The 25,599-nt window shown below is 64.7% G+C and carries 20 protein-coding genes and 1 riboswitch; of the genes, 8 read left to right on the top strand and 12 right to left on the bottom strand.

Annotation, left to right across the window (positions count from 1 at the left end; all coding sequences use genetic code 11):
- Nucleotides 1-16: 16 nt before the first annotated feature.
- The 4 genes from EJ070_RS11565 to EJ070_RS11550 form a co-directional block, all read right to left on the bottom strand.
- Nucleotides 17-1,189 (bottom strand): efflux RND transporter periplasmic adaptor subunit, encoded by a 1,173-nt coding sequence (locus tag EJ070_RS11565; protein WP_126091482.1) that lies wholly within the window; start codon nucleotides 1,187-1,189, stop codon nucleotides 17-19.
- Nucleotides 1,190-1,556: 367 nt separating this feature from the next.
- Nucleotides 1,557-2,978, bottom strand: coding sequence for a coniferyl aldehyde dehydrogenase (locus EJ070_RS11560; RefSeq protein WP_126091481.1), 1,422 nt, complete (start codon nucleotides 2,976-2,978; stop codon nucleotides 1,557-1,559).
- Between the two features lie 124 nt (nucleotides 2,979-3,102).
- Entirely contained in the window at nucleotides 3,103-4,233 is a 1,131-nt protein-coding gene (locus tag EJ070_RS11555; protein WP_126091480.1) for a patatin-like phospholipase family protein, read from the bottom strand.
- Between the two features lie 515 nt (nucleotides 4,234-4,748).
- Nucleotides 4,749-5,840, bottom strand: a complete 1,092-nt coding sequence (locus EJ070_RS11550) for a citrate synthase/methylcitrate synthase (RefSeq protein WP_126091479.1) — start codon at nucleotides 5,838-5,840, stop codon at nucleotides 4,749-4,751.
- 93 nt (nucleotides 5,841-5,933) lie between these two features.
- On the opposite strand from EJ070_RS11550, the gene EJ070_RS11545 reads away from it, so the two are divergent.
- Complete coding sequence (locus tag EJ070_RS11545) at nucleotides 5,934-7,097, top strand: citrate/2-methylcitrate synthase (protein ID WP_126091478.1); 1,164 nt, start codon at nucleotides 5,934-5,936, stop codon at nucleotides 7,095-7,097.
- Between the two features lie 202 nt (nucleotides 7,098-7,299).
- On the opposite strand, the gene phaR is transcribed toward EJ070_RS11545, so the two are convergent.
- Complete coding sequence (gene phaR / locus EJ070_RS11540) at nucleotides 7,300-7,893, bottom strand: polyhydroxyalkanoate synthesis repressor PhaR (protein ID WP_126091477.1); 594 nt, start codon at nucleotides 7,891-7,893, stop codon at nucleotides 7,300-7,302.
- Between the two features lie 304 nt (nucleotides 7,894-8,197).
- Between phaR and EJ070_RS11535 the strand changes: the two genes are divergently transcribed.
- From EJ070_RS11535 to EJ070_RS11510, 6 genes are all read left to right on the top strand, one after another.
- Nucleotides 8,198-9,382, top strand: coding sequence for an acetyl-CoA C-acetyltransferase (locus EJ070_RS11535; RefSeq protein ID WP_126091476.1), 1,185 nt, complete (start codon nucleotides 8,198-8,200; stop codon nucleotides 9,380-9,382).
- Between the two features lie 113 nt (nucleotides 9,383-9,495).
- Nucleotides 9,496-10,221, top strand: coding sequence for a beta-ketoacyl-ACP reductase (locus tag EJ070_RS11530; protein ID WP_126091475.1), 726 nt, complete (start codon nucleotides 9,496-9,498; stop codon nucleotides 10,219-10,221).
- Nucleotides 10,222-10,927: 706 nt separating this feature from the next.
- Complete coding sequence (locus tag EJ070_RS11525) at nucleotides 10,928-14,308, top strand: helicase-related protein (RefSeq protein WP_126091474.1); 3,381 nt, start codon at nucleotides 10,928-10,930, stop codon at nucleotides 14,306-14,308.
- A gap of 15 nt (nucleotides 14,309-14,323) precedes the next feature.
- Entirely contained in the window at nucleotides 14,324-14,710 is a 387-nt protein-coding gene (locus tag EJ070_RS11520) for an RNA-binding S4 domain-containing protein (RefSeq protein ID WP_126091473.1), read from the top strand.
- 149 nt (nucleotides 14,711-14,859) lie between these two features.
- Nucleotides 14,860-15,198, top strand: a complete 339-nt coding sequence (gene fdxA, locus EJ070_RS11515; RefSeq protein ID WP_126091472.1) for a ferredoxin FdxA — start codon at nucleotides 14,860-14,862, stop codon at nucleotides 15,196-15,198.
- Nucleotides 15,199-15,573: 375 nt separating this feature from the next.
- On the top strand, nucleotides 15,574-16,155 hold the full coding sequence (locus tag EJ070_RS11510; RefSeq protein WP_040974338.1) for a CarD family transcriptional regulator: 582 nt from the start codon (nucleotides 15,574-15,576) through the stop codon (nucleotides 16,153-16,155).
- A 294-nt stretch (nucleotides 16,156-16,449) separates the two neighbouring features.
- On the opposite strand, the gene EJ070_RS11500 is transcribed toward EJ070_RS11510, so the two are convergent.
- From EJ070_RS11500 to EJ070_RS11490, 3 genes are all read right to left on the bottom strand, one after another.
- Entirely contained in the window at nucleotides 16,450-17,244 is a 795-nt protein-coding gene (locus EJ070_RS11500) for an amino acid ABC transporter ATP-binding protein (protein ID WP_126091471.1), read from the bottom strand.
- On the bottom strand, nucleotides 17,241-17,921 hold the full coding sequence (locus tag EJ070_RS11495; protein ID WP_126091470.1) for an ABC transporter permease subunit: 681 nt from the start codon (nucleotides 17,919-17,921) through the stop codon (nucleotides 17,241-17,243). The genes EJ070_RS11500 and EJ070_RS11495 overlap by 4 nt, the downstream gene beginning before the upstream one ends.
- Nucleotides 17,922-18,129: 208 nt before the next feature.
- Nucleotides 18,130-18,903, bottom strand: a complete 774-nt coding sequence (locus tag EJ070_RS11490) for an amino acid ABC transporter substrate-binding protein (RefSeq protein ID WP_126091469.1) — start codon at nucleotides 18,901-18,903, stop codon at nucleotides 18,130-18,132.
- A 308-nt stretch (nucleotides 18,904-19,211) separates the two neighbouring features.
- Here EJ070_RS11490 and EJ070_RS11485 point away from each other — a divergent pair, with 308 nt between their 5' ends.
- Nucleotides 19,212-20,075, top strand: coding sequence for an RNA polymerase factor sigma-32 (locus tag EJ070_RS11485; RefSeq protein WP_126091468.1), 864 nt, complete (start codon nucleotides 19,212-19,214; stop codon nucleotides 20,073-20,075).
- 22 nt (nucleotides 20,076-20,097) lie between these two features.
- Here the strand turns inward: EJ070_RS11485 and EJ070_RS11480 are convergent, their stop codons facing one another.
- The 4 genes from EJ070_RS11480 to thiB form a co-directional block, all read right to left on the bottom strand.
- On the bottom strand, nucleotides 20,098-21,504 hold the full coding sequence (locus EJ070_RS11480; RefSeq protein WP_245464941.1) for a M48 family metalloprotease: 1,407 nt from the start codon (nucleotides 21,502-21,504) through the stop codon (nucleotides 20,098-20,100).
- Between the two features lie 217 nt (nucleotides 21,505-21,721).
- Nucleotides 21,722-22,510, bottom strand: a complete 789-nt coding sequence (thiQ, locus tag EJ070_RS11475; RefSeq protein ID WP_126091466.1) for a thiamine ABC transporter ATP-binding protein — start codon at nucleotides 22,508-22,510, stop codon at nucleotides 21,722-21,724.
- Complete coding sequence (thiP, locus tag EJ070_RS11470; protein WP_126091465.1) at nucleotides 22,507-24,126, bottom strand: thiamine/thiamine pyrophosphate ABC transporter permease; 1,620 nt, start codon at nucleotides 24,124-24,126, stop codon at nucleotides 22,507-22,509. Before thiP ends, thiQ begins: the two co-directional genes overlap by 4 nt.
- 238 nt (nucleotides 24,127-24,364) lie before the next feature.
- The gene (gene thiB, locus EJ070_RS11460) at nucleotides 24,365-25,375 is read right to left on the bottom strand and encodes a thiamine ABC transporter substrate binding subunit (protein ID WP_126091463.1); all 1,011 of its coding nucleotides are present in this window, start codon (nucleotides 25,373-25,375) and stop codon (nucleotides 24,365-24,367) included.
- 42 nt (nucleotides 25,376-25,417) lie between these two features.
- Nucleotides 25,418-25,533, bottom strand: a riboswitch (TPP riboswitch).
- Nucleotides 25,534-25,599 lie beyond the last annotated feature (66 nt).

Here is a 25,599-nt window from a genome sequence, read left to right as displayed (position 1 = left end):
GCGCCTGGCGGTCGCGCTACTGCGTGCCGGCGGCAGCTTCGCTGATCAGCTTGTTGATGGTCGCCTGGTCGGCCTCGACGGGCTTCACCAGATCGCCTTCCTTCACCAGCTCCTGGCCGGCAACGATGATGCGCGCGTCCTGCGGAATGCCGCCGAGCACCAGTCCCGTCGGGGTGTCGTCGACGAGGTCGATCGGGAAGAACGCCACCTTGTCGTCCTTGCCGACGGCGCGGATGCCGAGGTCGCCCTTGTCGCCCAGAGTGACTACCGAGCGCGGCAGCAGCACCGCGTCGGTCGGCTCGGCGCTGAGCGCGATCTCGGCCGTCATGCCGGCGGGGATCGAGCCATCCCCGTTGGGGATCGCCACCTCGACACGGAAGGTGCGGGTCTGCGATGAGGCATCGCGGCTGATATAGCGCACCGTGCCGGTGACCTTCTGGTCGTTGACCAGGCGCACATTGGCCTCGTCGCCGATCTTGATGTAGCGCAGGTCGCGTTCGCTGATCTCGCCGCGCGCGATCACCGGATCGAGCTTCAGGATGGTGGCCACCTCGCCGCCCTGCATGACCGAGCTGCCAAGCTCGACCGGCACCCGGTCGATGACGCCGTCGAACGGCGCCTTCACTTCGTTGCGGTCGAGTTCGGCCTGCGCGGTCTCCAGCATCGACTGCGCCGCCGTCAGGTTCGAGCGGGCGGTGTCGAGCTGCAGCTTGGGCAGGTTGCCGGTCTTGGCCAGCCGCTCGGCGGCATCGAGCTCGGCCTTGCGCTGCACCAGAAGCTGCCTGGCGTTGTCGACGTTCGAGATCTTCTCCTCGGCGGCCAGCATCAGCACCAGGTCGCCCGTCTTGACATGGTCGCCCTGCTTGACCGGCAGCTTGTCGATGACGCCGCCGACGCGCGTGGCAAGCACCGCCCGCTTGTCGGCTTCGGTCAGCCCGGAAATGCGGATGGCGCGCGCAAAGGTCTTGCGCGGCGGCGTCACCACCGCGACGGTGCGGGGCGCGGCCTTCGGCTCGACCTCCGCCGTCTTGGGCTTGTCGGCCCCGGATTGCGTGGCTTTGCCTGCCTCTCCTGCCTTCTGGTGGTCGGCGGCGCTGCCCACGGACGAGAACTCGCCCGTTGCCATCCAGGCAGCAAATCCGATGAGCACAGCAATGGCTGCAAGCTTGTGAAACCTGATTTTCGGCATCGTCATTTTTCCGTTGCTGGCTTGGCGAGGTCGGCGCCTTCGACTCCCGGGCGCGCGGCCGATATGGGTGCGCGCAAAGCCATCTTCAATTTGCCGTGATCGGCGAAGGGCGCTTCTACCTCAAAGTTGCGGCGCAATATAGTGAGAAAAATTGCAGCATCATTGCGCCTCCAGCCGTGGCGGACAGGCTCTATTCTATTTTTTCGACACTCGACTGCCCGGCTTTTCCCCGTCCGGGCAGATTTTTCGCTCGTCCAACCGTTCAATGGCAGTAGGTGTCAGTATGATGCGGAAATTTTTCGCGTAATGACTTGCTGCATTGGCACGAGACAATGTGAAGGACGCGCCCACTTCGAAAATAATGCTGTCAGGTGATGAGGTTCAGCAACCGGAACAGCCGCTCGAATGTTCCGCCATAGGGCGGTCTGAGCAAGCCGCCGGCGCTCAGCCTGGACTGGACGAAGATCGGCTTTTCCTTGCTGAAGGTCCGGAAACCCCATTCGCCGTGATAGGCGCCCATGCCGCTCTCGCCGACGCCACCGAATGGCTGCCTCTCCTGCACCAGATGCATCATGCAGTCGTTGACCGTCACGCCGCCGGCCACGGTTTCCCGCATCACCCTTCGGCGATTGGCGCTGTCCTTGCCGAACCAGTAGAGTGCCAGCGGCCGCTCGCCCCGGTTGACGTGCTCGATGGCGTCGTCGACCGTGCCATATTCGAGGATCGGCAGCACCGGCCCGAAGATTTCCTCGCGCATCAGCCGCAAATTCTCGCCGGCATTCCTGACCAGCACGGGCGCCATTTTGCGATCACTCACGCCAAGCTTTTCCTTAGCCGGATTGACCTCGGTGATATCGGCGCCGCTGTCGCGGGCCTCGGCGATCATATCGCTCAAACGCTGATGGTGCCGCTCGCTGACGATTGCCGTGTAGTCGGGATTGTCGCGCAGGCGCGGATAGAGCCGCCCCATCGCGGCGGCGAGCTTCGCGGCGATCGCGGCACCTTGCCCTTGCGGGACCATCAGATAGTCCGGCGCGATGCAGGTCTGGCCGGCATTCAAAAGCTTGCCGTAGGCGACGCTTGCGACAGCGGCGTCGAGATCGCAGGACTGATCGAAGATCGCCGGCGACTTGCCGCCGAGCTCGAGCGTCACCGGCGTCAGATTGACGGCCGCGGCCAGCGCCACCTGCCGGCCGACGGCGGTAGAGCCGGTGAACAGGAGATGGTCGAAAGGCATCGACACGAATGCCTTGCCGACCTCGGCATCGCCGGCCACCACGCTCATCTCGTCGGCAGAGAAATGCTCTTCGACGAGACGGGCGAGCAGGTCCGAAAATTTCGGTGTCAGCTCGGACGGCTTGATCAGCACGCGGTTGCCGGCGGCAAGTGCCGCGGTCGCAGGCGCCATGGCGAGCTGGAAGGGATAGTTCCAGGGCGACACGATGCCGACGACGCCAAGCGGCTGCGGCAAAAGGCGATTGCGCCCCGGCAGGAACGGCAGGCTGGTGGCGACACGGCGCTCGCGCATCCAGCCGCGCAGATGCCGAACGGCATGCCTGATCCCCGCGCGGACGACGAAAAGTTCCGCAAGCCGCGTTTCCTGCGCCGCCCGTCCAGTGAAATCGCTGTCGATCGCAGCACAGATCTCGGCTTCATGCCTTTCGGTCAGTGCCAGCAGCCGCTTCAGCCGATCCTTCCGCACCTCGAGGCTGGGGAAGGGTTCCGCCTCGAAGGCCCTGCACTGCGCTTCAAACCTGATCCCGAGAGCGTTCTGTCTGGTCTGCAGCATCGCCACCTCCCGTTTACGTAGAGGTAAACTACTCGCGCAGCGCAGGTGAATCCAGCGCGCCGCCGGTTCCGCTGGGTAAGTTTCAGCGTAGCCTAAAATGCACGCAAGGGGTCTGGAGGCGGTTCTACGCCCGGCGGCGCGCCGCCTCCGGCTTCAGGTGTGCGGCGAGGAATTCCTTGACCCGCCGGCCCGGCGCCGGACCATGCACCGGCTTGAAGCCGTCGTCGAGCTCGCCCGACAGGTCGAGCGTCGCTTGGCTGCCGACGGCATCGTAGTTCTCCTCCAGCCAGTCACTGGCCGCATTTCGGCCAAGGTCGCGCAGATAGGCGAGGAAGGCCCATTCTGCATTGACCTTCGACGAGGCCGAGAGATCCTTGAACGCCTCGTCGGCATCGATACGGTGCATGCGGATATCGCGGTATTCGCCATGCGGCAGGCGGCCGGCCGCTATCAGTTCCTTGACGAAGGCGATCGAGCGGAATTCGCGCAAGAGTCCGGCGTTGAAGGTGATCTCGTCGATGCGGTTCTGGATCTCGTTGGCGCTTTTCGGCGTGCCTTCGCGCACCACCGGGTTGATCTGCACTAGGAGCACGTCCTCGGTCGCCGCCGTCTTGAAGAAGGGATAGAGCGCCGGATTGCCGCCATAGCCGCCATCCCAGTAGGGCACGCCCTTGATCTCGACGGCACGGAACAACTGCGGCAGGCAGGCCGAGGCCATCACCGTGTCGAGGTCGATCTCGCCGTCGGAGAAGACGCGCAGCTGCCCGGTCTCGACATTGGTCGCCGAGATGAAGAGTTCCATCGACTTGCAGGCGCGCACATTGCGGAAGTCGATCTCCTTCTCGACCACGTCGCGCAGCGGGTTGAGGCCGAGCGGGTTGGCGACGTAAGGCGAAAACACCCGCGACATGGTGTCGAAGAAGAGGTAGCCCGGCGTGTTCTCGATCGACCAGTTGCCCCACACGACATCCCACGGCATGCGCTGCACCGGGCTGAAGCGGCCCTTCGAGGCCACGGCGCGCCAGAAATCGTCGAGCTTCTTGCGCGCGCCCTCGACGCCGCCGCGCACGAACCCATCGGCCAGCGCCACCGCGTTCATGGCGCCGGCGCTGGTACCCGACACGGCCGCGATTTCCAGCCTGCCATCCTCGAGCAGCCGGTCGAGCACGCCCCAGGAGAAGGCGCCGTGCGAGCCGCCGCCCTGGAGAGCGATGTTGATCTTCTTCTTGTCCTCCGCCTTGCCGTTCTTCGCCATGCCGTTCCTTGTCTCGACGCTGTGGGCTGCCCTTGCGTCATTTGGGCGGAGCCGCTGCTATCAGCTTATGTTGCAGTGCAGCATATAAGGACGAACCAAGGCAAGAACACGAACACACAAGCGTGACCGGATGAAATTATGTCCATGGGACTCTTTCCTCGCCCCACGAAAGTGGCCGGGGATGCACACAACTTCTGTGACTGGCGTGACTGATAAGGCCGAGGCTTGATTGCCACGTGGTTCCCCCAATCCGTCGCTGCTTCGCAGCGCCACCTTTCCCCCTCCGGAGGGAAAGGAAGGGAGCGTTGCTGGACGAGCGTCGACGGCAAAAAGCTTGGCGCCTTTCCTCTACCCCGTCGATCGGGGGAGAGGTGGCTCGGCGTGGCCGAGACGGAGTGGGGGTCGACCCCGCTACTAGACAATGCATGCGCCAAGCTGCCATGCACGCTATCGCCTAAGACCAGCCGCTTGGAAATGTGTGCATGCCGCAGTCGAAGTGGGGCGAGGAACCAGGTTCAAGCCACCAGATCCGGCACCGGCCCGACATAGCGCGACTGCGGGCGGATGAGCCGGCCGGTCGCCTGCTGCTCGCGTGCGTGCGCAATCCAGCCGGCGACGCGGCCGGCGGCAAAGACGTTGGAGAACGCCTCCTTCGGGAAGCCGGCGGCTTCGAGCAGCAGCGCCGTATAGAATTCGACATTGGTCTGGATCGAGCGCTGCGGCTTTGCGACCTTGAGCACGTCGAGCGCCACCTGCTCCACCGTTTCGGCGAAGGCCAGCCGGCTGCCCGTCTCCCGGCTGTCGCGGGCGCCGAGTTGCCGCACGACCGCCTTCAGCACGTCGGCGCGCGGATCGCGCACGCGGTAGATGCGATGGCCGAAGCCCATGATGCGCCCGCCGCGCGCGATCTCGCCGCGCAGCCAGGCTGCGGCGTCGCCGCTCGCCTCGATCGCATCGAGCATCTCGATCACCGGTCCCGGCGCGCCGCCATGCAGCGGACCCTTGAGCGCGCCGAGCCCGGCGAGGATCGCCGAGGTCAACCCCGCCTGCGTCGACGCCACCACCCGCGTCGCGAAGGTCGAGGCATTGAGCCCATGGTCGCAGACCGTCACCAGATAGGTGTCGAGCGCCTTGGCGAGCGCCGGCGATGCGCCGCCGCCGAGCATCCGCAGCATATCGGCGGCATGATCGGCACGTCCGTCCGGAGCGATTGGTTTCTCCCCGCGTGCGATCCGCATCAGGGCCGGCGTCAGCACCGCCGGCGCCGCGGCCAGCCTGAGCGCATCGGCAAGCTCCTCGCCATCCGGCAGCAGGGCGATGCCGGCGCGCATGGCGCTGTAGATGTCGAGCGGCGCGAGCTGGCCAAGCATCGGCTGCAGCCGTTCGAAAACCTCGACGCGCGCTTTGCCGATCGCCTTCTCCAGTTCGTTGTCGCCGGGAAGCCGGTCGAAAAAGCCGTCGAACAGCAGCCGGACCACCTGGCCGAAGCGCCAGCGACCGGCCAGCTCCGTCAGCGAGTGGCCTCGGATGGTGAGATGTCCGCCGGCGCCGTCGACATCAGAAAGAACCGTGTCCGCCGCCACAACATCATCGAGCCCGTTCGCCATGACTGTCTCCTTGACCTTTTGTGCATTGCAATTAATGCTGCGCAATCAATGCATCAATCTTGATCAACTGAATCAATATAGGCGCGGAGCGATATGTCCGAATGGCTGACGCGGGAGGAGGCGCTGGCGCGGCTCAACGTCCGGCCGCAGACGCTCTACGCCTATGTCAGCCGCGGCCGCATCGGCATGCGGCCGGACGGGGCCGACCCGCGCCGCAGCCAGTACCGCGCCGACGACATCGCGGCGCTCGCCACCCGCCGGGCGCGCGGACGCAGCCCGCAGGCGATCGCCGAGAGCGCCATCGCCTGGGGCGAACCCGCCATCACCACCGCAATCTCGACGGTTCTGCATGGCCGCCTCGTCTATCGCGGCAAGGATGCCGCAGCGCTTGCGGCGACGGCGACGCTGGAGGAAACCGCTGGCCTGCTTTGGGCCTCCGACGCTTCGGTCTCCTTCGCTTCGTTGACCCCTTCGACCGCTCGGCAGAGCGGCACCCCGACGGCTTTTGCGAGGCTCTCGGCGCTTGCGGCCGAAGGCCGGCCCTCGCTCGGCCGCAGGCCGGCCATGCTGCAGCAGGACGGCACAAGCGCCACCAGCGTCCTTGCGACGGCGCTCGGTGCAGCCCCGGGTTCGGAACCTGTACACGAAAGGCTTGCCCGCGGCTGGTCGGTCAACGACGCCGGCGCCGATCTCATCCGCAAGGCGCTGGTGCTGCTCGCCGATCACGAGCTCAACGCCTCGACCTTCGCCGCGCGCGTCGCGGCCTCCACCGGCGCGCCGATCGCGGCCTGCCTGCTTGCCGGCCTCGCCACCCTTACCGGCCCGCGCCATGGCAGCGCGGGCGCCGCGGCGATCGCCCTTGTCGAGGATGCCGAGCGGCTGGGCCCGGACGAGGCGATTTCGCGCTGGCTCGCCCACGACCGGCCGCTGCCCGGCTTCGGCCACCAGCTCTATCCCGAAGGCGATCCGCGCGCCGAAGCTATGTTTTCCGGGTTCAAGATCGACGCCGGGCTGTTGCGTTTGCGCGATGCTGCCTTGGCCGCGACCGGCATGCCTCCGAACATCGATTTTGCCCTGGCTGCGCTGACGCGAGGCCTTCGGCTACCTGCCGACGCACCCTTCCGCCTGTTCGCGCTCGGGCGCAGCGTCGGCTGGACGGCACATGCCATCGAGCAGGTGACGAGCAACAGGCCGATCAGGCCCCGCGCCCGCTATAACGGGCCTGCGGGGATGAAGGGGACCGATGGCAACATTTAGCGCCTCACCGTCAGGATGAAGCGCGCCAGGTTGTGTTGAGATTCAGGTCAGGCCGAGTCGAAAATAGTGGCTTTCGAGAACCGGCCTACGCCGGCCGTAGCCTTAACTACCACGCCACTCTCATGAATGCTTCGGCCGGCGAAGGCCGGAAGCGCAGAAAGCCGCTATTTGCAGACCGGCCTCACCTGAATATCAACGCAACCTACGACATGGTGTCGAGCTTGCGCTGCATGGCGGCGATCTGCGCCTTCAATTCCTGCAGATCGTCGGATTTCTCTTCCTTCTTCGGCGGCTCGGTGGGCGCCGCGGAATTGGAGCCGGCCGTTGGGAACGGCGTGAACATGCGCATCGCGTTCTGGAACATCTCGACGTTGCGGCGCGTCTGCTCTTCCAGCGCCTTCATCGGCGTCTTCATCATGTCCATCGGCGCCTTGCCGAAAGCGCCCTTCATCTGCTCGCGAAACCGCTCCTGCTCCTTGGAGAAGGCGATCATCGATTGCTCGAGGAAGCTCGGCACGATCATCTGCATCTGATCGCCGTAGAAGGCGATAAGCTGGCGCAGGAACGGGATCGGCAGCATGTTCTGCCCGTCCTTGTTCTCCAGCTCGAAGATGATCTGGGTGAGCACCGGATGCGTGATGTCGTCGCCGGTCTTGGCGTCCTGAACCGTGAACTCCTCGCCTTTCTTGACCATATCGGCCAAGTCCTCGAGCGTCACATAGGTGCTGGTGCCGGTGTTGTAGAGCCGGCGGTTGGCATATTTCTTGATGACGATCGGGTCGTCTTTTGCGGCCATCCGTATCCTCCCCAGGATACCGGCGCGTTCTGAGCAAGCGGCCGGTAACGATTGCGCCATGTATCGAGGATATGCGCAAAAGCGTCACAATTCCAAGCGCTTTGTGCAGTGCGGCATCATTTAGTGTCTGATGGCCGTGGCAAATTATGCTGCGCAGCGAACGCAATGCGGTGACGATCCGCCCGCGGTGTGCTTGCCGCGCATGGCCGCCATGCCCATTTCCGGTTTGACTTGAGGGTTCGAACGGGCAAGAAAAGTCTTTAACAATACCTAAAACACGACAGCTCGAAGTCTGGAGAAGAAAATGTCCGCTTCCAATTCAATCGTCGTCGCCAGCGCCGCCCGCACCGCGGTCGGCTCCTTCAACGGCAGTTTCGCCGCAACGCCTGCGCACGAGCTCGGCGCCGTGGTCATCAAGGAACTGCTCACGCGGGCCAAAGTCGCGCCCTCGGAGGTCGACGAGGTCATCCTCGGCCAGGTGCTGACCGCGGCCCAGGGACAGAACCCGGCCCGCCAGGCTTCGATCAATGCCGGCCTGCCGAAGGAGACCACCGCCTGGGGCCTCAACCAGGTTTGCGGCTCGGGCCTCAGGGCGATCGCGCTCGGCATGCAGCAGATCGCCACGGGCGACGCCAAGGTGATCGTTGCCGGCGGCCAGGAATCGATGTCGCTCTCACCGCACGCCCAGCACCTGCGCGCCGGCGTCAAGATGGGCGACTACAAGATGATCGACACCATGATCAAGGATGGCTTGTGGGATGCCTTCAACGGCTACCACATGGGTAACACAGCCGAGAACGTCGCCCGTCAGTTCCAGATCACCCGCGAAGACCAGGATGAGTTCGCGCTTGCCTCGCAAAACAAGGCCGAAGCCGCGCAGAAGGCCGGCAAGTTCAAGGACGAGATCGTCGCCTTCACCATCAAGGGCAAGAAGGGCGACACCATCGTCGACCAGGACGAATATATCCGTCACGGCGCCACACTTGACGCCATGACCAAGCTGAAGCCGGCCTTCGACAAGGACGGCACGGTCACCGCCGCCAACGCATCCGGCATCAATGACGGCGCCGCCGGGGCGCTGCTGATGACGGAGGCTGAGGCCGCCAGGCGTGGCATCACCCCGCTCGTCCGCATTGCTTCCTGGGCGACAGCAGGCGTCGATCCGGCGATCATGGGCACGGGCCCGATCCCGGCCTCGAAGAGGGCGCTGGAGAAGGCCGGCTGGTCGGTCAAGGATCTCGACCTCGTGGAGGCCAATGAGGCCTTCGCCGCGCAGGCCTGCGCCGTCAACAAGGGCATGGGCTGGGATCCGTCGATCGTCAACGTCAATGGCGGCGCCATCGCCATCGGCCATCCGATCGGCGCCTCAGGCGCCCGCATCTTCAACACGCTGGTCCATGAAATGCGCCGGCGCGGCGCAAAGAAGGGTCTCGCGACGCTTTGCATCGGCGGCGGCATGGGCGTCGCCCTGTGCGTCGAAGCGCTCTGAGCGAATAGCGAATAGGGAGTAGCGAATAGAGAAGAACGGCGTCGGCGCGATGGGACACCAAATCCCTATTCGCTACTCTCTATTCGCTTCAGCGACAAAAAGGGAGGAACCTCATGTCCAAGGTAGCAATCGTCACGGGCGGATCGCGCGGCATCGGTGCGGCGATATCGGTGGCGCTGAAGAGTGCCGGCTATTCGGTGGCCGCCAACTATGCCGGCAATGACGAGGCCGCCGCGAAGTTCAAGGCAGAGACCGGCATCCCGGTCTACAAATGGTCGGTCGCCGACTACGACGCCTGCGCCGCCGGCATCGCAAAGGTGGAGGCCGATCTCGGCCCGGTGTCAGTGCTGGTCAACAATGCCGGCATCACCCGCGACGCCATGTTCCACAAGATGACGCGCGAGCAGTGGAAGGAAGTCATCGATACCAACCTCTCCGGCGTCTTCAACATGACGCATCCGCTGTGGGGCGGCATGCGCGACCGCAAGTTCGGCCGCATCATCACCATCTCCTCGATCAACGGCCAGAAGGGTCAGGCCGGCCAGGCCAACTATTCGGCGTCGAAGGCCGGCGACATCGGCTTCTCGAAAGCGCTGGCCCAGGAAGGCGCGCGCGCGGGCATTACCGTCAACGTCATCTGCCCCGGCTACATCGCCACGGAGATGGTCAAGGCCATCGACGAGAAGGTGCTCAACGAACGCATCATCCCGCAGATCCCGGTCGGTCGCCTCGGCGAGCCGGAAGAAATCGCGCGCTGCGTCGTCTTCCTGGCCTCGGACGAGGCCGGCTTCATCACCGGCTCGACGATCACCGCCAATGGCGGGCAGTATTTCGCCTGAGGCTTGTCCCGGTTGCGGGGCGGCCTGAACGCTCGGGCCGCCTTTTTCTTTCTGCGTCGTCCATCGCCGACACGACACCTTGCCTCAATTCGGCACGCAAAGGTTAACGGCCTCGCCGTGCCCTGTGCGAAACCTCGTTCACAAGCTGTGAATTTTCGGTGCGCAAGCTGTGGACGACACCATATCTAGGCGTGAACAAACCGGGAAAACTCGCAGATCGCTGATTCGTCGCCGATTCGTTCCGGCTTTGGTCGAAAAGTTAACGCGAAGAGCCGGAAACGGTTCGGAAGTGATTAACGCCGATTAGGAAAGATCAACAATTTCATAATCTTGGCGACCGCATTCAGATAGTCCTGACCGTTCGCCGGCAAAGGTTAACGACCCTTCAAGGCACGGCTGAGGCAAGCATGAAACGGGCCAACTCCGGGATTCAGCATGTGGTGAGACTCATCGTCAAAAAATCCACATATAGCCGTGAACAAAACCTGAATCAGGACGAGTCAGCGATTCGTCGCCGATTCGTTCCAGACTCGTTCCAACGGTTAATCGACAGCGGATTTTGACCCCTGCCTGTCGGAGTGTGGTCTGTAAGGGAAACATTCCACTTTCGCTTCGCGCCTGAAATCCCTATGTGTCGCCTGTCACACGCGGCGGCATCGCTGCGTTCCCGACAACAAGCGGCAGAAAGACTTAAATTTCCGAGCCGATGAATATCCAGCCCAAACACACCCAGCCGTTGATCCTTTCGGGCCGCGACGTGACGGCTGTGCTTGGGCCTACCAACACCGGCAAGACCCATCTCGCCATCGAGCGCATGGTGGCGCACGAGACCGGCGTCATCGGCCTGCCGCTCAGACTGCTTGCCCGCGAGGTCTATGGCCGCGTCTGCGAGAAGGTCGGCGCCAACAAGGTGGCGCTGGTCACCGGCGAGGAGAAGATCGTCCCCGCGGGCGCGAAATATTCGGTCTGCACCGTCGAGGCGATGCCGCGCGAGACCGATGCGGCCTTCGTCGCCATCGACGAGGTGCAGCTCGCCGGCGATCTCGAGCGCGGCCATATCTTCACCGACCGGATCCTGCATCTGCGCGGCCGCCAGGAGACGCTGCTTTTGGGCGCCGCCACCATGCACGGCATCCTCCAGAAGCTGCTGAAGGGCGTGTCGGTTGTGACGCGGCCGCGGCTGTCGCACCTTGCCTATGCCGGATCGAAGAAGCTCACCCGCCTGCCGCGACGCACGGCGATCGTCGCTTTCTCCGCCGACGAGGTCTACGCGATCGCCGAGCTGATCCGCCGCCAGCAGGGCGGTGCTGCCGTCGTGCTCGGCGCTCTCTCGCCCCGCACCCGCAATGCCCAGGTGGAGATCTTCCAGTCGGGTGACGTCGACTATCTCGTTGCCACCGACGCCATAGGCATGGGGCTGAACCTCGACCTCGAGCACGTCGCCTTCGCCCAGAACCGCAAGTTCGACGGCTACCAGTACCGCAATTTGACCGCCGCCGAGCTCGGCCAGATCGCCGGCCGCGCCGGCCGGCATCTGCGCGACGGTACCTTCGGCGTCACCGGCCAGGTCGATCCGCTCGACGAGGGTCTGGTCGAGAAGATCGAGGGGCACGATTTCGACCCGGTGAAGGTGCTGCAGTGGCGCACCGCCGATTTCGATTTCTCCGGCCTGGACGCGTTGAAGCGCTCGATCGAAACCAACGCGCCGGTCGAAGGGCTGACCCGGGCATTGCCGGCGGTCGATGCCCAGGCGCTTGAGCATCTGTCGCGCGACGAGGGCATCAGGGCGCTCGCCACCGGCAGGGAGCGCGTGGCGCTGCTCTGGGAAGCCTGCGCGCTGCCGGACTATCGCAAGATCGCGCCCGCCCAGCATGCCGACCTTGTCGCCTCGATCTACCTGGACCTTGCGCGCCATGGCCATGTCGACGAAAATTACATGGCCGAGCAGGTGCGGCGGGCCGACACGACGGATGGCGACATCGACACGTTGTCGCACCGGATTGCCCAGATCCGCACCTGGACCTTCGTCTCCAACCGACCGGGCTGGCTGGCCGATCAGGCACACTGGCAGGAAAAGACGCGCGAAATCGAAGACAGATTGTCGGATGCGCTGCATGAGCGGTTGACGAAACGCTTCGTAGACCGCAGGACTTCCGTCCTCATGCGGCGCCTTAGAGAAAATACCATGCCTGAAGCCGAAATCAGCCCTACCGGAACCGTCCTCGTCGAAGGCCATCATGTCGGCGAGTTGCAGGGTTTCCGCTTCACCGCCGACCAGAGCGCCGGCGGCGAAGACGCCAAGGCGGTGCGCACTGCTGCCCAGAAGGCGCTCAGCGCGGAGTTCGAGGCACGCGCCGAACGCTTCGCCGCCTGCTCCAACGGCGATCTGGCGTTGGGCTCGGACGGCATCCTGCGCTGGATCGGTGCCCCGATCGGGACGCTGGTGGCCGGCGACGAGGCATTGAAGCCGCGCCTTGTGCTGCTTGCCGACGAGCAGCTCACCGGACCGGCACGCGACAAGGTCGCGGCCCGCGCCGAGCGTTTCGTCAACTTCCAGATCGAAACGCTGCTGAAGCCGTTGGTCGATCTGAAGAATGCCGAGCAGCTCGCAGGCATCGCCCGCGGCATCGCCTTCCAGCTCGTCGAGCATTTCGGCCTCATCAACCGCCGCGACATCGCCGAGGAAATGAAGTCGCTCGACCAGGAAGGCCGCGCAGCGCTGCGTCGCCTCGGTGTGCGCTTCGGCGCCTACCATGTCTTTGTGCCGGCGTTGATCAAGCCGGCGCCGGCCGGGCTGGTGACGTTGCTCTGGGCGCTGAAGAACGACGGCAAGGACAAGCCCGGCTTCGGCGACGTGGTCCACGCGTTGGCTTCGGGCCGCACCTCGGTGGTCATCGACGTGGCCTTCGACAAGACCTTCTACAAGCTCGCCGGCTATCGCAATCTGGGGCGCCGCGCCGTGCGCGTCGACATACTGGAGCGGCTGGCCGACCTCATCCGCCCGGCGACCAACTGGAAGCCCGGCCTCGGCCAGCGCCCGGACGGCGCCTATGACGGCCACGCCTTCATGGTGACGCCGCCGATGATGTCGATCCTCGGCGCCACCGCCGACGACATGGAAGAGATCCTCAAAGGCCTCGGCTATCGCGCCGAGCCAAAGCCGGCCGCCGAGGTGAAGGCCAAGCTCGAGGCGCAGGACAACGCCGTCCGTGAGGCCGCCGCAGCGAAGCTGGCGGCGGACGAGGCGGCTCAGGCGGCGAAGGCAACCGCCGATGCCGTTGCCGAAGCATCGACTGCCGAGGTTTCGGAAACGGCAGACGAAGCGCAAACCACGGAAGCGGTGGCAGACGCCGGGACAGAGCCCGCCGCAGAGATTGGCGTAGAGCCGGTGTCGGAAGAGCAGCCTCAAACCGAGACTGTCGAAGAAGCCGTAACCGCGACAGAGCCGATGGCGGCTGAGGCTCCCACCTCCCCCTCGATGGGGGAGGTCGCGGCGCGAAGCGACGCGGGTGGGGGTGAAAGCGCCGGCGATGCAGATAGTGCTGACGGCGCCGGCGCTCCCCCCGCCCCGGCGCTGCGCGCCCACCCTCCCCACGAGGGGGAGGGTAGCGCCGCCGCCGGTGAAGCCTCTGCCGAGCAGGAAGAACCGAAGCCGATCCTGCTGTGGCGGCAGGCGCGCTTCGATCATCAGCGCCCGCGCCATCGCCACGACAACCGCCGGGATAATCGCCCGCGCGGCCAGGCAGGCGCCGCAGCCGGCCAGCCCGGCGATCGGCCGACGCATGAGGGCCGCCGCGACCAACGCGACGGTGCCGACAAGCCGCGCTTCGACCGCTCGAAGTTCAAGCCGCGGCCGGAAGCCGGCGATCGGCGCGAAGCCGGCGAGAAGCGGGACGCCAGGCCGCAGGGCGAGCGTCCCGACCGCCGCGAGGGCCGACCGGACTGGAAAGGCGACAGGCAGGGCGGTAAGGGCAACGCCGGCAAGCCGGTCTTCCAAAGCAAGCCGCGCGAGGAGCGCCCGCAGCGCTTCGACCCGGATTCGCCCTTCGCCAAGCTCGCCGCCTTGCGCGACCAGCTGAAGAAATAGCCTCGGCCGGTTCCGATGGTTGGAGAAGGCCGCCAGCGCATCGACAAATGGCTGTTCTTCTCGCGAGCGGTGAAATCGCGGTCGCTGGCGGCCAAGCTCGTCGTCGCCGGACGGGTCCGCATCAATCGCGACAAAGCAGCGCAGGCCTCGGATCTGGTCAAGGCCGGCGATGTGCTGACCATCACGCTCGACCGCCGTATCATGGTCTGGAAAGTGCTCAACCCCGGAACCCGGCGTGGCCCGGCCGAGGAAGCGCGCCTGCTTTACGAGGACATGTCTCCGCTCCCGACACCGAAGGGCGAGGCCGTTCCCGACGCCATTCCGGCCTTGCGCGAGGCCGGCAGCGGCCGCCCGACCAAGCGGGAACGCCGACACACCGACCGGCTGCTCGGCGAGGACTGAAGACATAACCGAACCTCGTCGCGGCAAACGGCTGGAATTCTGTTCCGCGAAGCCGGCTCAGACACGCAGGCCCTGCCCTTGCAAGCGACGGGCAAAGGCGTTACCTCACCAAAAAAGCCCAGCAAATACGGGACGTCCCGGAGCCTGCGATGACCTATGTCGTGACCGATAATTGCATAAAATGCAAATACATGGACTGCATCGAGGTCTGTCCGGTCGACTGTTTCTACGAAGGCGAGAACATGCTCGTCATCCATCCTGACGAGTGCATCGACTGCGGCGTCTGCGAGCCCGAATGCCCGGCCGACGCGATCAAGCCGGACACCGAGCCCGGCCTCGACAAATGGTTGCAGGTCAATTCCGAATACGCCGAGAAATGGCCCAACATCACCGCCAAGAAAGAGCCGCCGGCGGACGCCAAGGCCTTCGACGGCGAGACCGGTAAGTTCGAGAAATATTTCTCGCCCGAGCCCGGCGAAGGCGACTGATTTGGCTGCCGGCACCGCCGGCATGACCCGACGTAACGGCCCCGATACAATTGCTGTCTTGACAGGCAGTGATGAAGCTCGGCCTTAGCGAATGCAGCAAAACCTTGATTCTTCCGACTTTTTGTGTTACATGAGCGGAACATGCCGGTGACACAACGTCGATTTATGGCGCTAACGCCCCAAATCACTGAAAGGTGAGCTTCTCAATCCGGACCAGAGCGATCTGGGGCAGGCAGGTGGCATTCGTGCGCTTTGTCGGTCCCGGCTTATTCCGGTGGTTCACATGTTGTGCGGCTAAAGGTCGGCTTCCGCCGATCGTCTGAGTTTCAGCCGGCGCCGCCATGCCGGCGCTACAACTAAGGAGTTCAGGGCGTAATGGCAACGATCACCCCGCAGAAGAAGTCTACCGCGGCCCGTCACGGGTTCAAGACCGGCGAATTCATCGTCTATCCGGCGCATGGCGTCGGTCAGATCGTGGCGATCGACGAGCAGGAAGTCGCGGGTCACAAGCTGGAACTGTTCGTCATCGATTTCCAGAAGGACAAGATGCGGCTCAAGGTGCCGGTCGCCAAGGCGACCTCGATCGGCATGCGCAAGCTGTCGGAAGAGGACTATGTCGATCGCGCGCTGAAGGTCGTGCAGGGCCGCGCCCGTATCAAGCGCACCATGTGGTCGCGCCGCGCGCAGGAATATGATGCCAAGATCAATTCCGGCGACCTGATCTCGATCTCGGAAGTGGTGCGCGACCTCTACCGCGCCGACAACCAGCCGGAGCAGTCCTATTCCGAGCGCCAGCTCTACGAAGCCGCGCTCGACCGCATGGCCCGCGAGATCGCGGCCGTCAACCGCATGTCGGAGACGGAAGCCGTGCGCCTCATCGAGGTCAACCTCAACAAGGGCCCGAAGCGCGGCGCCAAGGCCGACAACGAGGAAGCCGAGCAGGAAGAAGCTGCCTGAGCTGATCACTCACCCGAACTCAAAAAACCCGGCTCCGCGCCGGGTTTTTTGTTTCTGGGCCGGTTTTGTGGGTGGGACGCGGGGATGAGGCGCGTTCTATCGAGCGTCTGCGCCGCCCCTCATCCGCCTGCCGGCACCTTCTCCCCGTATAGTGACGGGGAGAAGGCAGATGGCCGCAACCTCGGTGCAGGTCTTGCAACGGTGAAAATTGGCGAAGCTTTGATGAAAGCATCATTTCTCCCCGTCACTATACGGGGAGAAATGCCCGGCAGGGCAATGAGGGGCAGCGCAGACCTACGAAGAAATCGTACCTGATCCCTCGCCGCCGGCCTCCCTCTGCGCCTCTTCCTGCCGTAGCGAGGCGATGAAGCGCTTGGTCCGCTCACGCTCTGGCCGGTCGAACACGACCGAGGCCGGACCTTTCTCGACGACGACACCGGCATCGAGGAACACCACTTCCTGCGCGATCTTGGAAGCAAGCCTGAGATCATGCGTGGCCATCACCATGGTCGTGCCTTCGCGCGCCAGTTGGCCCAGCACATCGACCACTTCCTGCGCCAGTTCCGGATCGAGCGCCGAGGTCGGCTCATCGCAAAGCAGCACGCGCGGCGACGGCGCCAGCGCCCGGGCAATCGCCACGCGCTGCTGCTGGCCGCCGGACAGCGTTGCCGGCCAGGCATCGGCCTTGTGTGCCATGCCGACCTTCTCGAGCAGCGCCGTTGCCCGCTCGAGCGCCCGTGGCTGCGGCCATTTCAGCACTGTGACCAGCCCTTCCATGACATTCTCGATCGCGGTGCGATGCGGAAAGAGCTGGAAGTTCTGGAACACCATGCCGGTCTGCAGGCGCACCCGCTGGATATCTCTTGAAGGCACCTTGGCGCCGGGGTGGAACGCAAGCGTCTCATCGCCGATGCGCAAGGTGCCGGCGGTCGGGATTTCCAGGAGATTGATGCAGCGCAGAAGCGTGCTCTTTCCGCCGCCCGAAGGCCCGACCAGCGCCGTGACGCTGCCCTCGTCGATGCTGACGGTGACGCCCTTCAGGACGAGGTTGTCGCCGAAGCGCTTTTCGATGTCGGTGAGGCCGATCATGCATTGGCCTCCAGGAAGCCGCCATAGCGGTTGAGCCGCACCTCAAGCCGCGCCTGCAGCGCCGACAGCACGGAGCTCATCGCCAGGTAGAGCGCCGCCGCCTCGACATAAAGGATCAGCGGCTCATAGGTGGTGGCGACGATGCGCTGCGCCGCTTGGAACATTTCGGGCACCGTTATTGCCGCCGCCAACGAGGTGTCCTTGACCAGCGAGATGAAGGTGTTGGAAAGCGGCGGCACCGCGACGCGGCCCGCTTGCGGGAGGATCGTGCGCCGCATCGCCTGGCTCCAGGTCATGCCGATCGAGTAGGAAGCCTCCCATTGCCCCTTCGGCACCGAGCCGATGACGGCGCGGATGATCTCCGAGCTGTAGGCGCCGATGTTGAGCGTGAAGCCGATCAGCGCGGCGGGAAAGGCATCGAGCAGGATGCCGACCGACGGCAGGCCGTAGAAGATCAGGAAAAGCTGGACCAGAAGCGGCGTCCCGCGAAAAATCCAAACATAGAAGCGGACGAGCGCCACCAGCGGCTTCGGGCCGAACAGCCGGATCAGCGCCGTGACCAGCCCGGCGATGAGCCCGAGGGCGAAGGACAGCAGCGTCAGCGGCACGGTGAAGATCAGCGCCGCCCACAGCAATGTCGGCAATGATTCCAGCATCAATTGCAGCCAATGCGCCACGAAACCCTCCTTGCCAGACCGTCCTGGCTCCAACGACTATCATGCAAAAACCGGCGGGCCGTCAAAGACGGCCCGCCGGAATTCAAGCAAAGGACGATTAAAGCGCGTCGCGCTGAAGCGGATTCAGGCGACGCGCTTTAGGTCTTTGTTTTGATGCATGTCGTTCTCCCAAAACCGCTGCACACTTTTGGGCCACATGCATTAGGGCTTACTGCGAGACGTCCTGGCCGAAATAAGTATCGGCGATCTTCTTGTAGCTGCCGTCGGCCTTGATGTCGGTCAGCGCCTTGTTGATCGCGGCGACCAGTTCAGGATCGCCCTTGCGCACGATGACGCCGGAATAGTCGGCGTTCTCTTCCTGCGCGGCGATCTTCACATTGGCGTCGGGCTTGTGCTTCTTGAAGTCGAGGAAGGACAGGCTGTCGTTGATGGTGGCGTCGGCGCGGCCGGTCAGCAGCAATTGGATCGACTGGTCGAAACCATCGGTGCCGACCAGCTCGGCGCCATTCTTCTCTGCGAGCTTGCCGAAATTGGAAGTCAGCGATTGCGCCGCCTTCTTGCCCTTGAGATCGGCAAAGGTCTTGATGTTGGTGTCGTCGCCGCGAACGATCAGCACCGCCTTGGAAGCGATGTAGGGATCGGAGAAATCATACTTGGCCTTGCGCGCATCGGTGATGCCGACCTCGTTGATGACGGCGTCGTAGCGATTGGCGTCGAGGCCGGCGATCAGGCCGTCCCACTTGCCTTCGAGGAACTGGACCTTGACGCCGAGCTTCTCGGCGATCGCCTTGGCGATCTCGACATCGAAGCCGACCAGCGCTCCGGATTCGTCATGATAGGTGAAAGGCGCGTAGGTGCCTTCCGTGCCGACCTTCAGGACGCCGGTCTGCTTGATCTGGTCGAGATTGGCGCCGGCATGTCCGGCGGTGACCGCCAGAACCTGCAGGGTTCCGGCGACGAGGAGCGATTTGAGCCATTTCATTTTTCTGTGATCCCGTTTTGACCGGTGCCCCGGCGCAGTGTGAGGGCCGCAAACTGGCAGATAGAAGCTCACGAAATAAGGAACCAGATTTCAAAAATTGGCTCAGCCAGAAATCTGGTCCTCAAAATCAGCGCAAATCACGGCGGGCGAACGTCCCGGATCGATAACAAAGCCGTGCCTGGCGCACTGGATGCGCGCCGCCGCAGCTACGGAACCATCCATGCTCCTGGCACGTTGCAGGCTGTTGTAGGGCGCGGCAGCGTCTTTTCAACCGTCATCAGCGCGAACGACCGCCAAGAGGAGCCGGCATGATCGAGGACGTGGCAGGACGGACACTGGTCCGGGCGGCAATGAAGGCTCCCTATCTCGAGCGCGACGAGGAGCACCTCCTGGCCATACGCTGGAAGGAAAAGAACGACCAGGACGCGCTGCATCTGATCACCGTCGCCCATATGCGCCTGGTGATTTCCATGGCGTCGAAATTCCGCCATTACGGCCTGCCGCTCGGCGATCTGATCCAGGAAGGCCATGTCGGCCTGTTGGAAGCCGCGGCCCGCTTCGAGCCTGCCCGCGAGGTGCGCTTCTCGACCTACGCCACCTGGTGGATCCGCGCCTCGATGCAGGACTATATCCTGCGCAACTGGTCGATCGTGCGCGGCGGGACGAGCTCGGCGCAGAAGGCGCTATTCTTCAATCTGAGACGGCTGCGCGCGCGGCTCGCCAACGGCGCCGAGCCGATCTCCAATGCCTCGCTCTACCGCGAGGTCTCGGCCGCGCTCGGCGTGCCGGAAGCCGACGTGGCGATGATGGATTCGCGCCTTTCGGCTCCCGACAGCTCGCTCAACACCCCTTTGGCCGACGAGAACGGCGCGGCCGAGCGGATGGATTTCCTGGTTTCCGAGGATCCGCTTCCGGACGAGGTGGTCGGCGAGACGATCGACGTCGAGCGCCGTGCGGTCTGGCTGAGGAGCGCGCTCGGCGCGCTCAATGCCCGCGAGCTCCGGATCATCGAGGAGCGCCGGCTGAGCGACGACGGCGCCACCCTGGAATCGCTCGGCGAGGCGCTCGGCATCTCCAAGGAGCGCGTCCGCCAGATCGAAGCGCGCGCCATGGAAAAGCTGAAAGTGGCGCTGGTCAAGCAGAACCCCGAATTCCTGGCGGAAGCAGCCTGAAATATGAACCGCAGTCGCGGGCTTACCTGTCGGTGACGATCTTGACCTTGTCGCCGGCCGACACCGTCGCGCCCGGCGACATCGCGTTCAGTACGCGGAAGAGGTCGAGCTTGCGGTCGACGCCGACCATTTGCGCCGCGAGCGTGCCCATGTTCTGGCCCGGCTGCACGGTGACCACCCTGATGTGCAGCGGCTTCAGCGCCGCCTTCTCGGCCGCGCTCAATGTACGGAACGAACCGCTGACCGAACGCGCGACCGGCTCCAGCGCGGTGCTGGCCGAAGGTGCCGCAGTCAGCAAGCGATAGACCTGCCCGCCGGCGCGGATGACTGCGATATCGAACTGCCACCCTTGCGCGCTGGCATGCGCCATCGCGGCTTCGTTGCCGTTGACCGTTTCCTGGCGCACGCTGGTGTCGTCCAGTCCGGCGACCCAGCCGCTGCGGATGTAATCGGTCAGCGACACCGACTTGTCGATCGCCACGCCGTCGAAGCGGATGGCGATATCGCCAGGTCCGGTCGCGGTCACCGCGGCCGCCGAATTGTCGATGACGAAGCCGTCCGGCACCGAGAACGAGACGCCAAGGCCGGGATGCATGAAGGTCTGGCCGCGCACATAGCCCTCTTCCGGCGTATCGCCGTAGAGCAACCCGTCTATGCCGGCGAGGAAGGCATCGCGGTCGCGCGTGCCGACGCCAGGCGGGCCAAAGTTGCGGGCAAGCCGCTGCGCCAGATCGATACGCTGCGGCGTGTTGGGGTGCGTCGCCAGGAAGTCGAGGCTGGCATCGGTGGCGCCGCTGACCGAGCGGAAATCGGTATAGGCGGACATCGACTGCAGGAAGCGGCCGGCCGCGTACGGATCATAGCCTGCCTCGCCGATCGACTTGATGCCGATGGCGTCGGCCTGCAGTTCCTGATTGCGCGAGAATTGCGCGAGCTTCAGCTTGCCGCGGATCAGCGCCGCCTTGGCGGTCGGGCTGTCGCCGAGCACATCGGAGACAACCTTGGTCGCCAGGCCTTCCTCGGCCTCGAGCTGTTGCCGCTGCAGGCCGTGATTCGCGGTGACGTGGCCCATCTCATGCGCGATGACGGCGGCAAGCTCGGAGGAGTCGTTGGCCAGAGCCAGCAGCCCGCGCGTGACGTAGAGATAGCCGCCCGGCAGCGCGAAGGCGTTGACGTTGGGCGAATTGAGGATGGTGATGCGATAGGTCTGCGTCGGGTTGGCCGACACCACCGTCAAATTGCCGACGACCTTGGCGACCATGCGCTCGAGCTTGGGATCGGAATATTCGCCGCCATAGGTGGCAAGAATCCGCGGATGCTGCGCCTTCGCCATGTCGGCGAGCTTGGCATTGGCGACGACATTGTCGACCGTGATCGGCTTGTCGGAGGGCTGGAAGCCGGATTCCTGCACATCCGGCGGCGTGAACATCTGGCAGCTCGCCAGCGTCACGGCAAAGCTGGCCAACGCGAAGAATCGCGTCAGCGGCCTCATCCAAACTCTCTCCGCGCCGCTCGGCAGATCGGCTTCCTTTCCAAATTTCTCGGCAAATCAGCCCGGCCCCCGGGCCGGTATGGCCGGACCTAGCCACACTCCCCCGGACAAGGCAAGCAAACGCCGGATCGCCCGCTGCCGGTTTGAGCGTAAATTATGTCCGCTTCCGGGCAATATGTTGTGATCCGGCAACGCTGCCGCCTCGATCGCCGATATAGCGCCGGAAGGCGTCCGGTCCAGACCGGCCGAAGAAATCCGCGGCCGGTCCGGTCGCGGCGATCCTTCCTTCGTCCAGAAATGCCATGTTCTCGCCGATGCGGCGGGCATCGTCCGGCTGGTGCGTGACGAAAAGCACGGTCATGTGCCGCTCGGCATGGATGCCGGCCACGAGATCGAGCATGTCGTCGCGCAGTGCCGGTCCGAGCGAGGCAAAGGGCTCGTCGAGCAGAAGCACGGGCCGGTCGCGTAAGAGCACCCTCGCCAGCGAGACGCGCTGCCGCTCGCCGCCGGAAAGTTCGCGTGGCAGCCGCTTTTCCTTGCCGGCAAGGCCGACGCGCGCCAGCGCTTCCGCGACCGCGCGGTGGTCGGCGGAGGTGAGCTTGAGCGACGGCGAGCGACCGAGCCCGACATTGCTTTCGACCGAAAGGTGGGCAAACAAATTGTTTTCCTGGAACACCATCGATACCGGCCGCGCCGAAGGCGGCGTGTTGCCGACATCGGCCCCGCCGATCAGCACCTTGCCCGCGTTCGGCGCTTCGAACCCGGCGATCAGATTGAGCAGCGTCGACTTGCCCGACCCGCTCGGCCCCATGATGGCGGTGATCCTGCCGGCGGCGAATTCGGCATCGAAGCGGAAGGATGCCTCGCCATAGCTGAACGAGACGCCATCCAGCGCGACAGCCAGTCCCTTCTGCGCCGCAATGCCAATGTTCGCCGTTGTCATGCCTTTGCTTCCCGCCCCAGCCAGTCGGCGGCGACCACCAGCATCAGGCAGACGAGGCCGAGCAGCAAGGCCAGCCCCGCGGCATCGGCGGTCCGGTAGCTGCCCATGCGCGCCAGCAGAAGATAGGGCAAGGTCTGCACCGAATCGCTGCCGAACAGCGCAATCACGCCGAGATCGCCAAGCGAAAGCGCCATGGCGAAGGCAAAGCCGGTCGCCAAGGGCCGCCTGAGCGACGGCCAATCGACCAGGCTCAGCCGGCTCCAGCCGGAAATGCCGAGCGCCAGGCAAAGCCGCTCATGGCGCTCGCTCGCCGCGTCGTAAGCGGGGCGAACGGCGCGGATGGCGAAAGGCATCGCCATCACCGCATTGACGGCGACGACCATGACGGGTGCGACGGCGAACACGTCCGTGAAGCCGCGCAAGGCCAGGAACCAGCCGGCGCCGACCACGATCGGCGGCACGACGAGCACGAAACCGGCGCCGGTGTCGGTGGCATGTTCGAGCAGCGACATGGCGCTGCCCTCGCGGCGCCGCAAGGCCAGCGCGCGCCGGGCCGCGATGAGCGAGAGCGACAGCGTCACCGAAAGCAGCGCCGAGAGGAAAGAGAGCGTGGCGCTGGTGAGCGTCGCACGGCGCACGGCCTCCTCGTCGGCCAGCCGGCCAAGGTCTGCGTCCAATCCAGCCAGCACGGTCGCCGCCATCGGTCCGGCGACGAACAGCAAGGCAAGTACGATCAGGCCGGCGTTCATCACCGTTTCAGCCTTGCCTGTCGCAAGATAGCGGCGCGGCGCTACCGGCAGATTGGCATCGCCGACCGTATTGGCGCCGAGCCGCGTGAGCAGAGCGACGATGACGAAGGTCAGGCCGATCTGCAGCAGCGTCAGCACCACCGCCCGGGCCGGATCGAAATCGAAGCGCAGCGCCTGATAGATGGCGACTTCCAAAGTCGTGGCGGCAGGTCCGCCGCCGAGCGTCAGCACGATGGTGAAGGAAGTGATGCAGAGCATGAACACCAGCCCGGCGACGCCCGGCAAGGCCGTGCGCAACGCCGGCCATTCGATCAACCGCAATGCCGGACAGGCGCCCATGCCGAGCTGGCTCGCCAGCCGCCACTGGTCGGCGGGCACCGTGCCCAACGCCTCGAGGAACAGGCGCGTGGCCAAGGGCAGGTTGAAGAAGACATGCGCGATCAGAATGCCGGACAGGCCGTAAATGCCAGGCCATTCACCGCTGCCGAACCTGACGAGAACGCCGGCAAAATAGCCGGCATGGCCGTAGAGCGCCAGCACACCAAGGGCGGCGACGATGGCCGGCAGCGCCAGCGGCACGGTGAAGAGCTGCAGGATCAGGCGACGCCCCGGAAAGCCCGGATGCCTGGACAGGGCGCGTGCCACCAGCAGCGCCGGCGCGACCGACAGCAGTGTCGACAGCAGCGCCTGCCAAAGCGTGAAGCGGGCGACGCGCAGGAGATAGCCGTCGAAGGCAGCGACAGCGCCGGATGGATCGTGCGCGCCTTCCAGCGCGAGGCCGGCGAAGGCGCCGCCGATGAGCAAGGCGATTGCCGCGAGGGCGATGACGCCAGCGCTGATGCGGGAGTCAGAGCGCGCGGGCTGCACGCGGCACCATCTGGGCGTGAGCTAGCCGACGCCGCGTTCCTTCGCGCCCCCCTCTGTCCTGCCGGACATCTCCCCCTCTAGGGGGGAGATTGGAAGTTCGAACGCCCCGCTCGGTCCTGCAACGTTTGAGATTGGCGAAAGTCGAGGTGACAGCCAATCTCCCCCCTTGAGGGGGAGATGTCCGGCAGGACAGAGGGGGGCGCCGTAGAGCAACCATCTTTCGAGAACTAGCCGGACTCTACTTGCTCATCGCCGCCAGCCACTCATCCACCCAGGCTTTGCGGTTGGCCGCGACCTCCTCGGGACTGAACAGCAAGGTCTTGGTCGGCTTCACCAGCTTGTCGAAGGCCGGATTGAGCGGCTTGTCGGTCTTGCCGGCCGGGAACATCCAGTTGGTCTCCGGGATGACGTCCTGGAATTTCGGCCCGGTCATGAAAGCGATGAACTTTTCCGCCAGCGGGTTCTTCGCGCCCGTCTTGGTGACGCCGGCGACTTCGATTTGCAGGTATTCTCCTTCCTCGAAGGACGCCGCCTGGTAGCGTTCGGTGTTCTCCGCCACCATGTGATAGGCCGGCGAGGTGGTGTAGGAGAGCACCATCGGCGCCTCACCCTTGGTGAACAGGCCGTAGGCCTCGCTCCAGCCCGGCGTCACGGTCAGCACCTTCTGCTTCAGCTTCGCCCAGGCTTCCGGCGCCTTGTCGCCATAGACCGACTTCACCCAGAGAAGCAGGCCGAGGCCCGGCGTCGAGGTGCGCGGATCCTGGATGACGATCTTGTCGGAGGCGCTGCCCTCGACTAGCTCCTTCAGGCTTTTCGGCGGGCTCTTCAGCTTCTCAGTGTCGTAGACGACGGCGAAATAGCCGTAGTCGAAGGGCACGAAGGTATCGTCGCTCCAGCCGCCGGGCACGTTGATGCCGGACACTTCGCCATGCGGCACGAACAGGCCGCTCGCCTTGGCGTCCGCCGTCAGGTTGGTGTCGAGGCCGAGCACGACATCGGCCTTGGTGCCGGCGCCTTCCAGCTTGACGCGATTGAGCAATGCCACGCCGTCGGCGACCGAGACGAATTCGAGGTCGCAGCCGCATTCGGCCTCGAATTCCTTCTTCACCGCGGGTCCAGGACCCCAGTCGGCGGTGAAGCTTTCATAGGTATAGACAGCGAGCTTGTCCTTCGCCTCGGCGGGCCCGAGACCCGCCAGCAGCGAAACCAAGCCGGTTGCGAGAATAAGCTGGGACCATAGTGAGCGCATCGGCGCCTCCTTCGTTCGTGTTAAAGGAATTGAGGCGTCGGATGGTCCGAGACGTCTAATCCCTCCGCCGGTACAAACCGGATCAGGTTCAGCGGGTTGGCTTTGTTGCCTCTCAGCCGGTTCGCGAAAGTCAGCGTCCGGCACCCCGTTAGAGCGCTTCGAGACATAGGCCCGGCCGAAGCGGCGCGCAAGCGGAAGTTGCCGGGCATCCAATGCATCACGGC

This window comes from Mesorhizobium sp. M1E.F.Ca.ET.045.02.1.1 (assembly GCF_003952485.1).
In the GTDB taxonomy this organism is placed as follows: Bacteria; Pseudomonadota; Alphaproteobacteria; order Rhizobiales; family Rhizobiaceae; genus Mesorhizobium.
The sequence above is the reverse complement of the archived record's forward strand: the minus strand, read 5'-3'. Positions and strand labels throughout refer to the sequence as shown.